The organism is Ochrobactrum vermis, assembly GCF_002975205.1.
Lineage (GTDB): Bacteria > Pseudomonadota > Alphaproteobacteria > Rhizobiales > Rhizobiaceae > Brucella > Brucella vermis.
This window is the reverse complement of record NZ_PCOC01000002.1, coordinates 375,664-388,952: the sequence shown is the minus strand read 5'-3', so window position 1 is coordinate 388,952 and position 13,289 is coordinate 375,664. Positions and strand designations below refer to the sequence as shown.

Here is a 13,289-nt window from a genome sequence, read left to right as displayed (position 1 = left end):
CACCTACTTCGTTACAATCTTTGAATCTGGGTTGAAATCGCCCAAAACGGCTCGGTCGAAGATGCGATTCTTCGGTTCGGTAACGCGAAGACGGTATACCCCTGAAAAGTCGAGATCACGAGCCACGAAGATTGAGACAATTGCTCCTTGATGTTTGTTCAATGTCGGTGGAATGTTAATCGATTGCTCGACAGCGATCGCAGCCGCCTGCTGACCGGCGCTCATGGTATTTTGCGCATCAGCACCACTGTCCTGCAGACGGCTGTTCGCATAGCTGGTCGCATCGCTTACGATAGACAAAAGCAGCGCACTTCCGAACCGTTCCCACCAATGGGTGTCGACATAGCCGTCGACGCCGGCACGACCTAGGGCATCCGTCGCTGGAGATGCAAGCGTAACGATAATGCCTTTGGGGGTCTTGGCCCTGTTCCATAGGACAAACAATCGCTTTTGGCCGCGCTGAAGTCCTCCACGGTACTCGCCAACGACGTGCGTCCCCTTTTCCATAAGGACCACTCTACCATTGTCGGAGAGGACATCGCGGTTGATGACGCAACTCGTGAAGCCCGGTTGATCAGACGCCAACGCGGTCTCAAGCACGCAAGGGATGGAGGTTCCCATCGCGACTATGAAATCCCGATTTCCAAGCGTGCCGGCGCGTGAACCTTCAAGGCGTGTCGGCCGCAATAGGCTATCGAACTTCTGTTCGTCGCTATTCGACTGGTTCTGGCTCATCATGTTGGTGCCGAGCGGCACGAAACTGCTTTCCATTGATGGCGCCTGATCGTCAGCGGCATGATGCAACGGTGCTTTATTCTTTTCGCGGCTGTAGGCCAATACGGGCGCGCGACGTGCGGAATCGAGCAACTTGTCTTCGACTTCCGTAACAGGGGCAATTGTGGGCGTTGGTAACACCACCTTCGGCAAAGGAACGGGGGCCACTGGCTGGGCTTTCTCCTTTGCCGGCTCAAATGCGTTAGTCTGGCGAATGACAACGCGCTCAGGCTGTGTACGGTCATCCTTGTTATTGCGTCCCGAGGTCGACCAGATCGCAAAACTGACGAACGTCACTACGGCGAATGCAATTACACCCCGTTTGAGGGCCGGATTATTATCTATGCGTCGACCGTTGGCAGTCTCGGCGCGTTCACCGGGGATCTGGGTTTCTTCTTCTTGTGCCATGGTGAACGCCTCCCTACCGAGCCGCGGAAACGGATTTTATGACACGCTCCACAGACGGCGACGTGGTGTTCGTGTCGGGATTGATACCGACGCGGTCGTAAGCCTCGTTGAAGACGCACAGAACGTCGTTGCCGCGGCGCAGGATGAACTTCTCACTGATGGCGTGAACCATTACGAGATTGCCATCGACCGATTTTGGCACCAAACTCTCCGAACCATCAGAGTTTTCCATATAAATTGCGGGCATCTCTTGATTGTCGACGAATGCGAAGGTCGTGATCTTACCATTATCGTAGATGCTTTGCGGTTCAAGCGACTGGGCCCCCTGTGCTGAATAGCGCCAGTTGCGCGGGCCGTTAGCTTCGTGGAGCGCCAGCACCTTGTCAGCCTCCTTTGCCTGCTCAGCGCGCGCCCGCGCTGCAGCTTGCTGGCGCCGAGCGTCTGCTTCATCTCCGGGATATCGAAATTTTACATAGAAGTAAGTGTTCTGGCCCACCTCAACAGTTCCTTCGCGTACGGTCAGCTCCATCTGATAACTGCGGACGGAACCGTCGCGTCGGGTTGTCACCACAGAAATGTTAGTTACCGGCTGCTTTTCGCGCGGTTTCAAAAAAAGTATGTTTCCGGCCGGCGCGACTTCCCAGGCCACACTGTTGCCAAGTGCGACATGAGCGATCTCCTCGCCCCTGTCGAACTCCACCTGCACGGAAGAACGCAACGATCCGACGATCCTGGTAATGTTGTAAGGATGATAATTCACGAAGCGGACACGACTATCCTGCGAGGCGCTGTGCGGAACCTCGAGCGCATGACCCATGGAGGCGATACCTACAAACAGAGCGGTTAGAAGGACTGTCTTTCGCATCAATTGATCGCCTCCGGATCGGAGCGGTATTCGCTAACCGCAAAGCCGAGTGGGTTCACAAGCCGGTCCGTGGAGGACATGGGTGCATTGGCGTAAGCATAAGTCAGGCTGGCAACCCAGTGGGTTGTGCGGACTTCGTCTCCTCGGGTGACAGTGCGCATATAACGCACTGAAGCCACGTTCTGATTGATCAGCGAGATCGAAGCGATCCTAATAATCGTCGTCGCCGACCGACCATAGATAACTTGCGGCGACTCCGGATTGCTTCCTCGATAGTGGCTCGAAAAACGATCTTGCTCGGCTTGTGTGGACAGGAGCGCGATAGTTCTGAAATTCTCTTGTGCTTCGCTCCAGACATATCCTTCGCGGGCGCGAACATATTTTGCAGCAAAATATTTCGTCACTGCTTCATCGTAAGTACCAGCCGTCGACGTCAGGGCGGACACCACGTCGACGATACCCGTCGAATTGTCGACCCGGATGACAAAGGGTTCAACGGTCTTAAGCGGTGCCAGCGCAGCAACCGCGACGATCGAAACAACCGCGATGAGGACTGCGCCAACTGCGATTGACCAGGCAAACCGGTTCGATCGCTCGATCTGGATCATCCGGTCCTGATCGAAACGGCGAGCTTTTTCAAAATAGCTTTTCAGATTTTCTGTCGATACCATCTTTTCACTCCGCGCAAGAACGACGCGAAGCATCGATGTCGAAACAAGCGAAGGCCGCTGACTCAGCGGTCTGCTCAGCGTAAGGCGTCGTTGACGTCGTCAATTTTGTATCGAACCGAGGGGGCTTCAGGTCTCGCACACCTTCCCATTCCCACATCGAGCGATTGAGTGGACGGCGGGACTGACCATCACACTTCGGCAAGGGATAGTTCAGCGATGCGCAGCCACAAAGCACCGCTGCCAGCGCAATCAGCAAGGAAAACCTGATCATTCGAAAAGACCTTTTCCTGTTGTTGTGGAGCATGTCATTTACTCATGCCCCTGGAACCAACCGTTCGCCCAACGAACCGAGCCGTGTGTTTGATGGCACGACCTGTACTTCTGGTCCCACGGGCAAGCATGCCCTCATGCGCATCGCGCGCAGCACTGTAACCGTAAGCAAGCGATGCTCCACCAGCAGCAAGCGCCGAAGCAACGCCGGGGAGTTGATAGAAGACGTAAAGGGCAGCGATCCCGATAGCGCAAAGAGCAATCGGACGCATAAGGACATCGGAGTAAGCATCGATTGCGGTAAACGTGGAATCGATGCACGAGATCAGCAGCGCCCCCACCGCGACGACGAGGACCTGCAGGATGACGAAGTTTGCGAGCTGACCTATCCACGCTTCGGTGAAACGTCGCGTGGATTGAAACATGGCTAATGCAATGAAGATGGGACCAATCGCCAGCACAATGGCCAGTGCCAGACGTGCATAAAGCGAAACAACGTAGCCGATACCGGCAACCAGAAAGCTCACCGCGATCACCAACATCCCCGCAACGCCTGTGACGATATCAATCGGCCAGGAGGCACGCGACCAGATGTCGGTGGCAGATGTCTGTCCTTTATCCAGAAGGCCGTCAAAGGTACTGGCGCTTGGAGTAGTCCCGGAATTCAGCGCCTGCGCGATTTCATGCGGTAGCACATTGAAGAAAATGTTCGTGACGTAGGTCTGGTATTCACCGGCGTTTTTGACCAGCATTACGATGATGGCGAGCTTGATCGTGCGGAACACGAATTCGAGGATCGGCTCAGCAACCGAGCCGCGCAGCACCAGATAGCCATAAAGCACGATGTAAAGGGTGATGGCCGCGGTCAACGGCCCGGTCACCCATTGTGCGATATTTGACGTGCCATCCGAAACGAACGTCTCTAATGGTTGTTTAAACTGCCCATCGATGAAGTCGAACACCTGATACACGATATCAATTCCCCAGCAATTCACGCATCTTGCGCAGTCTTCGTTTCCCGTCGGTAGTTTCTGCGTTCACACACCTGGCCGTATCACGCTGGTTGCCTGGATCATTGCGGCATTCGGACAAGACACGTACGAGCAACGTCTCGTCCGCCGTCAACTCCTCAACGGAATAGGTCGTGATTTTCTCTTCGGAGCAGCCGGTCACGACGAGAAGCACGACCATCGTGACAAGAACCCTCATTGCAGCGCCGCCTTCATGGAATCCATGCGCTTGCGCCAATCTTCCGCCTTGCGCTGCCCGTCGACCCGGGTCTGCGCGCGCTGGAGCATTTGCAATCCCTCCATCCGTAAAACATCTGTCTGGAGGAATGCCTGTTCGGCCTGAAGCCTGGCTTGGAGGTCCGCGATCTCCTTGGCATCGCCGGCCGAAGAGATTTTCTCTCGCAACTCGTCGATTCCGTCGATGCGTTTCGTAGCTGCATCGTAGACCTGCTGACCGAGGCTCATCTGGCCAGCATTATTATTCTGGGCGCGTGATAGCTCCTTCGCATAGAAATCATCGGCATCAGTGCGATAGCTCGAATTGCCTTCGAGAAATTTGGAAGCAGACTGTCCGATCGCACCTGATCCATTGCCTTTGAATAATTTCTCGATTGCTTCGAAATCAGGCGGAAGCGCCTTGCGAATTGCCGGATCGTTCAGGACACCAGCGACGTCGGCCATGTTGGTCAGTTTGTTGAGCGAGCCATAGAGTTGCTGCGCCTGCTCGATTTGCTGATGGAGCGCATCGAGCTGTGATTTCAGCTGCGTGATACTTTCTATGTGTTTGAGGATGGACGTCCTGTCGATCACAGGAATTCCCTCCCCTGCTGCTGTACCAGCTGAAATGATCAACACCGCAACAACTACTGCGCCGTGAACTCTGCTCGCAATCATCAGCTTGCACTCCTTCGCTGTTGGAAAACGGGTAGCCAGTTCTCAAGCCTGTCGCCGATCTCGCCGCGGATTGCGTCCACAAGCTCGACGTTGGCAGTCCTGCCGGAAAGAATGGCGAGTTCGTCGTCGAAGCCGTTGAGGTTCAGTTCGGCCACGACGCTGTTATGCCCCTGCTTCAGAACGAAGCGGCGACTTTCGACGCTAAGTTCACGTGCAATCAGCTCGTATTCCCGCTCTGTCAGCTTGAAGCCGTCGACATAATCGACGTGACTTCCGCGTGAGTTCGGGAGAAAAATCTGGGTTGGGCATTGCTCAATGATGGTATGGGCAATCGGCGAATTGATCGCGTCGCGCGGGCTTTGCGTCGCGAACAACATGAGACCATTTTGTTTGCGGATCGTCTTCAGCTTGTTTTGCGCAAGGTCCCGGAAGGCGTCATCTTGCAAAGCCTTCCAGAATTCATCAATGACGATGATGATGCGCCGACCGTCAATGAGTTGTTCGACACGATGGAAAAGATAAGCCATCAGGGGCGAGCGTATTTCCTCATTATCCAGGAAATCAGTCATGTCGTATCCAACCATCTTTCTGCTGACGCTGAAATTTCCGAAGCCTATCTCCTCATTGACATTGTCGAAGACCCAGCCAAGCGGACCTCCCTTTTCCCACCTGCGTAGCCGGGCGGCGATGCCTTCGGGGTTCGTATTGTCGAGGAAAGTCCGAAGCGCACCGATCGTGCGCTGTTCGACCGGGAGGTCGGCGAGCCCATCAATAGAGGCTGAAATGTCGCGTAACTCGGTAACAGACAACTCCCGTGACGCCGACCCGACCAGCTTTCCGATCCAGTCTGCCAGAAAGACCTTGTTTTCTGGCGTCAGGTCCAGAGCCTTAAGAGGAGCGCAGCCGGTGGACTTGCCGTTTTTAAGGGGGTGATAAGTGCCACCGGTGGCACGGACGTAGAGATCAGCACCGCGGTCCTTGTCAAAGAAGATCACATGCGGATCGTGTTTTTCAAGCTGGGACAGCATGAAGTTGAGCAGCACGGTCTTGCCTGCGCCTGAGGGACCACAAATGAAAGCGTTGCCGAGATCGCCATAATGGAAATTGAAATAGTATGGCGAACCGGATGCGGTTTTGAGAAGCGCGACAGCTGTCCCCCATTCGTTGCCGTCTTTCTGGCCGACCGGATAGGAATGGAATGGCGAAAGTGCTGCGAAATTCCGCGACGAGATTGCGCTAGACCGCGCGCGAAACCTAAAATTACCAGGGAGCTGCGCCCACCATGCAGCTTCGAGACCGAGATCTTCGCGAGCGACGACAGCGCCACCATTGGTCAGGCTCGCGCGTGCCTTTGCCAGATGATCAGTCAGTCCTTTTACCGTTGGAGCAAAAACGGTCAGCGTCAAATGATGCTCGCCGAGAACGAACCGGTTCGATTCCAGATCGTCCATGGCATCGTCGAGCTCTTCGATCTGCGACGCTGCCTTATCACCGCTACTGAGCATCTGATTTTGCTTTCGGCCCATTATTGTCCGGGCGTCGGCTTTGGAGACGAAGGTAAAAGATTGCGACAAAATCAGTTCAAAGGGACTGGTCAAGACGCCGTCTAACATGCTGGGCCTTGTGGTGGCGGGGTATTCCTTAAAGCTCAGCATTCCGGCAAAGCGGCTTTCAGCTTCTTGCCGGATTTCGATCGTTTCTCGACCAATAATAACACGGTCAGAATAGATTGCGGAAGCGATGCGGCCCTCGGTGAGCGGGACCGGCTCCTTTCGCCCGCCGACGAGTTGGTGCAAGACCTCGCTTGGCTCAGAAAATAGTAGACCGTCATGATCGTAAAGCGACAACACCCGCGGTTCAAACCGCTTCAACCCCGCCGTGATATCGACCACCTTGTCGCGGAGTTTCTTCAGTGCCTCCTCATCGAGTTCGTCACCCGAATGGCGAGCACGGGTTAAACGCGAAAGCAACTTCGCTACCTTTTCCGCAGGGTCACTTGGCGGCGACCACACTATTGTCAGATAGAGACCATTGTGAAAAAGATCCTCATCCACCATGCGCTCGCGATATTTTTCGTTGAGCTGAGCGGAGAACGTCGCTGTAAACCTCCCGTCGGGATAAGAATTGTCGCGACGTCGGATCAAATGGGTCCATAAAGCAAGTCGCTCGTCGGCGACGTTCCTGTAAAGCGTGTTGAGATCGCGGTGTAGAGCATTGAGATCCAGAATATCTGCGGTCTCGAACGAGACGCCTTCGAGGGCGATCATCACTATTAGCGCCCGCGAGTCCAAAGCGACGGTCACTTCATCAATATGACGCACATAGGGAATGAAAGTCTCTGGCCCGAGCTCCCGGGATTTGAGCGTTGAAATATCAGGCAAAGCCGAGATCCCTTTCGTCAAACTGACCTGCCACTGAAGTTTCATCCGGCTGCGATTAGAGCCTCGGCGGTTTTTGATACGCCACATGGCGTGATGGGAGCAACCGGCGGAAACGCGAAGCTTCCAAATTGCGTAGCGTTGGAGCCGGTTGCGGCGATGATCCCTGCATAATCTGCCGGGGTCTGGTATCCGAGCGATGAGTGGGGCCGGAAATTGTTGTAATCGTCGGCCCATTCGGCAATGGCGCTCCGGGCATGATCGAGACCAAAGAACAGGCTCTCGTTGAGTAACTCGTCGCGCATGCGGCCATTGAAACTCTCGACATAACCGTTTTGCATCGGTCTTCCCGGCGCGATGTAGTGCCACTCGACCTTGTGATCCTTCGACCAGGCGAGGATGGCATTTGAGGTCAGTTCGGTCCCGTTGTCTGAAACAATCATGCCGGGCTTGCCTCTTCGCTCGACAAGCGTCGTCAGCTCCCTCGCGACACGGCGACCGGAGATAGATGTGTCCGGGATCGCCGCCAGGCATTCACGTGTGACGTCGTCAACCACATTGAGGATGCGGAAGCGTCTGCCGCAGGTGAACTGATCGTGGACGAAATCCAGCGACCAGCGAGCATTCGCCTTTGCTTCGACGAGGATCGGGGCACGCGTGCCAACAGCACGACGCCTGGCTTTCCGCTTGCGCACGGAAAGACCTTCCTCGCGATACAGCCGATAGATGCGATTAACCCCGGAAGGCTCTCCGTCTCGCCGAAGCAGAATGAACAGCCGTCGGTAGCCGAACCGTCGTCGCTCGTTGGCCAGATCGCGCAACTTTGCTCGCAATTCGACCTCCGGCGGTCGGCAGGACCGATAGCGGATCATCTTGCGATCAGCCGACACAATCTGGCAGGCCCGCCGCTCCGAAAGACCCAATATATCCTTCAGATGTGCAACGGCGTCACGCTTTGCGGCAGGCCCTACCATTTTTTTCCGAGAAGCTCACGAAGAGCGGCAACATCCAGCATCTGCTCGGCCAGCAACTTCTTCAGCTTGGCATTCTCGTCCTCAAGCGCCTTCAGACGCTTGGCCTCCGACACTTCCATGCCGCCGTATTTGGCCTTCCAGTTGTAAAAGGTCGCCTCGGAAATCCCGTGCTTGCGGCAAAGATCAGCGGCCTTAACGCCCGCCTCCTGCTCCTTCAACACCCCAATGATCTGCTCTTCCGTAAATCTCTGCTTCTTCATAAGTCCGTCCTCAATGGGCCGAACTCTAATCCAATCTGGAGGAAATTCTTAGTGGCAGGTCAAAACCGGCGGGAAAGTCGCAGCGGAGAGATCGAGCTACCACCCCAATGGGAAGTATTCCGTGATCGCCCACGCGTCTCGACCCAGGCCACGACAATGCGAAACATGTTGTGGTCATGTTTGACGAGTGCGCGGAAGATAAAATGAAAAACCACCCCGACGAGCGCATAGGCGACAGAACCGGCCGCGAGATAGAAAATCGTCGTCGCAATGACGTTCATTCCCATGGCTTCCATGGTGACGCCTGCGTACATTGCAGGTCGCGTGCAGGCGATGAACAACGTATCTTCCTCAAGCGCTGGCCTCGATATCGTCATCGCTCAACTCCCGACAATCGTGCTGACGAGCTCGGAAGAGCCGGCGATCACACCGATGCCAATGATCCAGTAGCCAGCGCGACGGAGGTCCATGTAGCCAAACATCCACGCGATCGCGATCAGGATCACCGCGATAGTCGCGATCAACTTGAAGATGTTGCCTGTGAGGAGATCGACGATGTTTTGAAGGATGGATTCGACCCCGGCGGCCTGGGCGAAGGCCGGTTCAACTAGGATTGCGACGATTGCCGCCGTCATAAAGGCTGAAGTTGCAGCCGAGCTCATACGGGAACCATTGATCATTTCATTCTTCTCCATGCTTGTTCTGGAAAACGAAGATTGAGGACTGGCGACGCCGAGAATTGAAGACATCCCATGACGGTGCGGTAATGTTGGAGGCACCCCACTTGTCGGAGTTTTCAGCTACAACATCTGCGATCATGTCGGGCGAAGCAGGTCCGTCCTGAGGATCACCGACAGTTAAGCTGGCAATCGTCGGTTTCAACCGTTGAATCTCACGCTGCACCTGCCTGTCGTATTTGACTGTTGAACCGACAGAGGGATCTCCGCGACCGTAAAATGACTGGAGCATTGCCCGTTCGGCTCTGGCATTATCGGCACCAGCCTTCACTGCGCGGCGATAGAAGCTGTCCAGCAGTGTGGCGCTAGCCTTTAGATTCAGACATAGATCGAAAGCATCAGAAATCGTCAGCTTGAGTTTCCTCAGATCATCAAGACCTATTCCCGCGAGACCTAGTTGAATATCTTGGTGTTCGACGGCCAGAGCGGTGGCGATCTTTATCGCCTCGGCTTTCGATGCCGGTTGTCGCTCTAGTGAAGGGCCGCTGTTGATGCGGATGTTGAATGGTTTAAAGCGGCTTTCGAGGCTGACAACACCGGCAAGTGTTTCGTGCGCAACTAACGGCGCACAGCTTTGTGCAAGATCTACAAAAGACACGGGCATGACTAGAACCACACCCTCTTCTTACCGACTCCATCGATCGTTACATCAATATAGTTTGGCTTTTCCCGAACACGCGGTCGCGCAGTCGTATTGCCTACGCACTGAAGGTATCCGTTTTCCGACCTCCATCTGGCGTCGACAATCACGCGATCATCATTGCCTAGCCCATCGCGGTTATGTCTGCACAAGATTCTGCTGACGACCTGCGTCGTCATGGAAACGCAAGATGCTTCACGTCCTCTACCCGTATATGCGACGGTTAGACGATACCCGTCCTTGCAATAAAACGGATCATAACGAGGTCGGGAGTACTGAAATCCTGCACCATTGCAGCTCGGAAAAGACTTTCCTCTGGCAAGCCACCGCCATAACTTTTGCACCGGTGGACGGCATTCTGCATATTGTGTCGGTCCACCGGGATTGGATAAGCACAGGATAACCGTACAGCCCCAGTCATCGGCGCGAGCGTTTTGATCCGAACTAAGGTATAATGAAGCGAACCCGAAAGCTGCTACGGCACCACGAAAGAGAAAGCTGTTCATGCCTCCCATCCTCCGATTTGTTGTTGGACACGTTGTCAGATGTCGTTGTGCCCTAACTTCATTACTATACAAATAATCGATAGTTAAAAGAATGGCAAGCAATTTAAGCGAACGATGGCAAAATCAGGCATTGGCTCTTTTTGGCCTTCGAGAGATCTTGGAAAAACCGACAGAAGGTGAATCTCCGCAATCCCGGATCAAACAGATCGGGATGTTGAATGTACTTTACATGATGCATCAGGCACACGAACCCTTAACCCTCTCATCTGTCATGAAAATTACCGGATTGACTCGTGGTGGCGTCATCGAAACGATGGATCAGCTAGTACAACGTGGCATCCTCACGGAGACACTTGGACGCAATTCAATGGGACGAGGAACTGCGCGGCAGTTTGAATTCACACGCAATGTGTTTGAACAAATCCGCTCTACCGCAGAATGATTTAACTTGTCATATTTTTTATATTATGAGCCAAGCCAGGGTCGCTTCGCCTGGTGACCGGTATTCTATTCGTTTGTTCAACGGTCAGCCACTCCATCATGCGCTCGGAGGACGCCCCTCCTTGCCTCAATCGTTCGAAATCAGAGGCAGGCGCGTAAAAAAGCCTTGCCAAGGCGCGCTTCCACAATGCAGTCGTTCTTCGCTCTACGCGATATCTAGCCTCAATACTTCACGCGCAGAGTTTTATTAGTACAAACTGGAATTCGTCCACCGTCAGGAAATTTTCCTTCGAGTAGGGCGCGTCAAGTTAAATTTTCTCCTCAAAAATGAGGAGAGACACCAATCTATTCAGTCCCCATACTACTAAGTCCATCATTATGGGAGGAAAATCGATGTCTTTTCCCCGTTCACTTCCAGATGACTTAAGTTTTTCCAGAGACCTTCGGCACCCAAGATCCCTTGGTGTCGGAACCGGTCGAGCAACCGCTCATCACGGTGAGATCCTCCAAGGCGTGTTCACTGATGACGACGAACGCTTACACAGAGGTTTAATCACGCTGCCCTGCCCATCTTTCGAATCTGTCGCCACGTTCTGGCCTGACGAGAGAAACGAGGTCCGCACTCGCCCGGCGGGTATGTTGAAAGCAGCCCGTGCGGCTCGGTTGACATTCGAGGCGTTAGGGCAATTTGATGCTGGAGGCTGTCTTACTATTGAATCAAAGATACCCATGAGCCTTGGTTATGGTTCATCGACTGCGGATGTCGTTGCGACAATACGAGCCGTATCTGCGGCTATGGGCGTTGAATTAAACCGGGCAATCATTTGTCGCCTGGCTGTTGCGGCCGAAACCGCCAGCGACTCCATAGTATTCGGCCCGCAGGCAGTTCTGTTCGCGCAAAGGGAAGGCCATGTGATTGAATACCTCCCTGGTGACTATCCGCCTTTGCTGATTGTAGGATTCATCTCTCCCAACGATGTACCCGTAGATACCCTCACATTTGCACCTGCTCGCTACGATCGATCCGAGATCGAGAGCTTTCGCGTCCTGCGCGGCCTTGCTCGGAAGGCAATTCTGGAACAGAACGTTGGTTTGCTGGGCCACGTCGCAACAGCAAGTGCGCGGATAAACCAACGCTATCTCCCCAAGACGCACCTTGCCGACCTTTTGAGACTTGCAGAAAATTGCGGCGCACTCGGCGTACAAATCGCCCACAGTGGAAACCGAATGGGCCTCTTAATGGACGCCCGCGACCCCGATGTAGCGGACAAGGTCGAAACGGCTGCTAAAACAGCTTCCAAGCAAGGCTTCACAAACGTCCACCAGTTCGCCGTGAACCTCGACGTGCAATTGCTGAAGGAACAACCATGAAAACGAAGTCCTTTCTCCATGGTTACGAAACACCACAAATAATCGAGCTGCGTCCAAATTTTTATGCAGCACAGTTCCGCCTGATGAAACTACTACCGGCCCGTTACGTGTTGGACAGAGCAGAACAAAACGGTTTGTTACAGCCTAGTGGTCATATAGTTGAAACGAGTTCCGGAACATTTGCGCTTGCACTAGCAATGCTGTCAGCCATCCGAGGCTATCAACTTACCGTTGTCAGCGCCACAAGTCTTATGGATCAACCGTTCAAGAACCGGCTCGAGCAACTGGGTAGCACAGTGAAGCTGGTGAAAGATCCAGGTCAAACAGGAAATCAGGACGGCCGCCTCGCTGAATTATATCGCGTGCTTGGTGAGAAACCGGGGACCTACTGGCCGAGACAGTACGACAATCCTGACAATTCGGCGGCTTATTCGCGGCTTGCGGAAGTCATCGTTAATCATTTGGGCCAGATCGATTGTTTGGTTGGGTGCGTTGGATCCGGCGGCTCACTCTGTGGTACAACCCGTTATCTAAGGGAAATCTACCCTAAAATGCGGGCGGTTGCGGTCGATACAAACAACAGCGTATTGTTTGGACAACAAGCCGGTCCGCGTCTCTTACGCGGACTTGGAAACAGCATCTTACCGAAAAACCTCGATCATGAACTGATTGATGAGGTACATTGGATCGGAGCTCTACAAGCCTTTTCAAAAACGCGTAGTTTGTATCGAAACAAGGCTATATTTGTTGGCCCCACCAGCGGAGCGTCTGCTCTTGTAGGAAGCTGGCTAGCGCGACAGGCGCCGGATAAGACAATCGTCTCGATAATGGCCGACGAGGGATATCGTTACCAATCAACTGTTCATTCAGACGATTGGCTGAGCAGCCATTCGTCTGAATGGCCAATTGTCAAAAAGCGGGAGCCGACCCGGCTTCAAGACATTTCGCCAGCTGGTGAAGCCGACTGGACCTGCCTGGACTGGGCCCGGCGACGGTTAGCTGACTGAACCGACGTCACGCTTTATTCGGATGACTGCGGTTTCCCCAATCGTACGCCTGCGCCGCCGCTATTAGCTTGGTTGAAGCTGTT

General features: G+C 54.1%; 16 protein-coding genes. 3 read left to right on the top strand and 13 right to left on the bottom strand.

Going from position 1 to position 13,289, the window contains the following annotated elements:
* Positions 1-3: 3 nt before the first annotated feature.
* The 13 genes from virB10 to CQZ93_RS27000 all read right to left on the bottom strand — a co-directional run bounded on the left by virB10 (position 4) and on the right by CQZ93_RS27000 (position 10,387).
* Positions 4-1,182 (bottom strand): type IV secretion system protein VirB10, encoded by a 1,179-nt coding sequence (gene virB10 / locus CQZ93_RS16065; protein WP_105543636.1) that lies wholly within the window; start codon positions 1,180-1,182, stop codon positions 4-6.
* 13 nt (positions 1,183-1,195) lie between these two features.
* Positions 1,196-2,047 carry a P-type conjugative transfer protein VirB9 gene (virB9, locus tag CQZ93_RS16060; protein ID WP_105543635.1) on the bottom strand — a complete coding sequence of 284 codons (852 nt, stop codon included), beginning with the start codon at positions 2,045-2,047 and terminating at the stop codon, positions 1,196-1,198.
* Entirely contained in the window at positions 2,047-2,718 is a 672-nt protein-coding gene (locus CQZ93_RS16055) for a VirB8 family type IV secretion system protein (RefSeq protein ID WP_105543634.1), read from the bottom strand. Before CQZ93_RS16055 ends, virB9 begins: the two co-directional genes overlap by 1 nt.
* Before the next feature lie 4 nt (positions 2,719-2,722).
* Complete coding sequence (locus CQZ93_RS27005; RefSeq protein ID WP_105543633.1) at positions 2,723-2,989, bottom strand: hypothetical protein; 267 nt, start codon at positions 2,987-2,989, stop codon at positions 2,723-2,725.
* Between the two features lie 34 nt (positions 2,990-3,023).
* Positions 3,024-3,959, bottom strand: coding sequence for a TrbL/VirB6 family protein (locus tag CQZ93_RS16045; protein ID WP_105543632.1), 936 nt, complete (start codon positions 3,957-3,959; stop codon positions 3,024-3,026).
* A 4-nt stretch (positions 3,960-3,963) separates the two neighbouring features.
* Complete coding sequence (locus CQZ93_RS16040; RefSeq protein ID WP_105543631.1) at positions 3,964-4,197, bottom strand: EexN family lipoprotein; 234 nt, start codon at positions 4,195-4,197, stop codon at positions 3,964-3,966.
* Positions 4,194-4,892: a P-type DNA transfer protein VirB5 gene (virB5, locus tag CQZ93_RS16035; RefSeq protein ID WP_105543630.1), complete on the bottom strand. Its 699-nt coding sequence runs from the start codon at positions 4,890-4,892 to the stop codon at positions 4,194-4,196. Before virB5 ends, CQZ93_RS16040 begins: the two co-directional genes overlap by 4 nt.
* A complete protein-coding gene (locus tag CQZ93_RS16030; RefSeq protein WP_105545171.1) occupies positions 4,892-7,273 on the bottom strand; it encodes a VirB4 family type IV secretion/conjugal transfer ATPase in 2,382 nt (793 codons plus the stop codon). Before CQZ93_RS16030 ends, virB5 begins: the two co-directional genes overlap by 1 nt.
* Before the next feature lie 41 nt (positions 7,274-7,314).
* A protein-coding gene (locus CQZ93_RS16025; protein WP_105543491.1) for an IS3 family transposase occupies positions 7,315-8,504 on the bottom strand; the annotation gives its coding sequence in 2 pieces (ribosomal slippage) (positions 7,315-8,252 and positions 8,252-8,504; 1,191 coding nt in all).
* Positions 8,505-8,563: 59 nt separating this feature from the next.
* Complete coding sequence (locus tag CQZ93_RS16020; protein ID WP_105543629.1) at positions 8,564-8,881, bottom strand: VirB3 family type IV secretion system protein; 318 nt, start codon at positions 8,879-8,881, stop codon at positions 8,564-8,566.
* A gap of 3 nt (positions 8,882-8,884) precedes the next feature.
* On the bottom strand, positions 8,885-9,184 hold the full coding sequence (locus tag CQZ93_RS16015; RefSeq protein WP_105543628.1) for a TrbC/VirB2 family protein: 300 nt from the start codon (positions 9,182-9,184) through the stop codon (positions 8,885-8,887).
* A 1-nt stretch (position 9,185) separates the two neighbouring features.
* The gene (locus CQZ93_RS16010; protein ID WP_105543627.1) at positions 9,186-9,845 is read right to left on the bottom strand and encodes a lytic transglycosylase domain-containing protein; all 660 of its coding nucleotides are present in this window, start codon (positions 9,843-9,845) and stop codon (positions 9,186-9,188) included.
* Positions 9,846-9,847: 2 nt separating this feature from the next.
* The gene (locus tag CQZ93_RS27000) at positions 9,848-10,387 is read right to left on the bottom strand and encodes a hypothetical protein (RefSeq protein ID WP_105543626.1); all 540 of its coding nucleotides are present in this window, start codon (positions 10,385-10,387) and stop codon (positions 9,848-9,850) included.
* A 91-nt stretch (positions 10,388-10,478) separates the two neighbouring features.
* Between CQZ93_RS27000 and CQZ93_RS16000 the strand changes: the two genes are divergently transcribed.
* The 3 genes from CQZ93_RS16000 to CQZ93_RS15990 all read left to right on the top strand — a co-directional run bounded on the left by CQZ93_RS16000 (position 10,479) and on the right by CQZ93_RS15990 (position 13,206).
* Positions 10,479-10,829: a transcriptional regulator gene (locus CQZ93_RS16000; protein ID WP_105543625.1), complete on the top strand. Its 351-nt coding sequence runs from the start codon at positions 10,479-10,481 to the stop codon at positions 10,827-10,829.
* 392 nt (positions 10,830-11,221) lie between these two features.
* Positions 11,222-12,199 carry a GHMP family kinase ATP-binding protein gene (locus tag CQZ93_RS15995; RefSeq protein ID WP_105543624.1) on the top strand — a complete coding sequence of 326 codons (978 nt, stop codon included), beginning with the start codon at positions 11,222-11,224 and terminating at the stop codon, positions 12,197-12,199.
* On the top strand, positions 12,196-13,206 hold the full coding sequence (locus tag CQZ93_RS15990; protein ID WP_105543623.1) for a cysteine synthase family protein: 1,011 nt from the start codon (positions 12,196-12,198) through the stop codon (positions 13,204-13,206). Before CQZ93_RS15995 ends, CQZ93_RS15990 begins: the two co-directional genes overlap by 4 nt.
* Positions 13,207-13,289: the final 83 nt, after the last annotated feature.

Excerpts from the sequence above, each read along its gene's own strand:
- virB10 (WP_105543636.1), bottom strand. The coding sequence starts at position 1,182 with ATGGCACAAGAAGAAGAAACCCAGATCCCCGGTGAACGCGCCGAGACT.
- virB9 (WP_105543635.1), bottom strand. The coding sequence starts at position 2,047 with ATGCGAAAGACAGTCCTTCTAACCGCTCTGTTTGTAGGTATCGCCTCC.
- CQZ93_RS16055 (WP_105543634.1), bottom strand. The coding sequence starts at position 2,718 with ATGGTATCGACAGAAAATCTGAAAAGCTATTTTGAAAAAGCTCGCCGT.
- CQZ93_RS27005 (WP_105543633.1), bottom strand. The coding sequence starts at position 2,989 with ATGATCAGGTTTTCCTTGCTGATTGCGCTGGCAGCGGTGCTTTGTGGC.
- CQZ93_RS16040 (WP_105543631.1), bottom strand. The coding sequence starts at position 4,197 with ATGAGGGTTCTTGTCACGATGGTCGTGCTTCTCGTCGTGACCGGCTGC.
- virB5 (WP_105543630.1), bottom strand. The coding sequence starts at position 4,892 with ATGATTGCGAGCAGAGTTCACGGCGCAGTAGTTGTTGCGGTGTTGATC.
- CQZ93_RS16020 (WP_105543629.1), bottom strand. The coding sequence starts at position 8,881 with ATGACGATATCGAGGCCAGCGCTTGAGGAAGATACGTTGTTCATCGCC.
- CQZ93_RS16015 (WP_105543628.1), bottom strand. The coding sequence starts at position 9,184 with ATGATCAATGGTTCCCGTATGAGCTCGGCTGCAACTTCAGCCTTTATG.
- CQZ93_RS16010 (WP_105543627.1), bottom strand. The coding sequence starts at position 9,845 with ATGCCCGTGTCTTTTGTAGATCTTGCACAAAGCTGTGCGCCGTTAGTT.
- CQZ93_RS27000 (WP_105543626.1), bottom strand. The coding sequence starts at position 10,387 with ATGAACAGCTTTCTCTTTCGTGGTGCCGTAGCAGCTTTCGGGTTCGCT.
- CQZ93_RS16000 (WP_105543625.1), top strand. The coding sequence starts at position 10,479 with ATGGCAAGCAATTTAAGCGAACGATGGCAAAATCAGGCATTGGCTCTT.
- CQZ93_RS15995 (WP_105543624.1), top strand. The coding sequence starts at position 11,222 with ATGTCTTTTCCCCGTTCACTTCCAGATGACTTAAGTTTTTCCAGAGAC.
- CQZ93_RS15990 (WP_105543623.1), top strand. The coding sequence starts at position 12,196 with ATGAAAACGAAGTCCTTTCTCCATGGTTACGAAACACCACAAATAATC.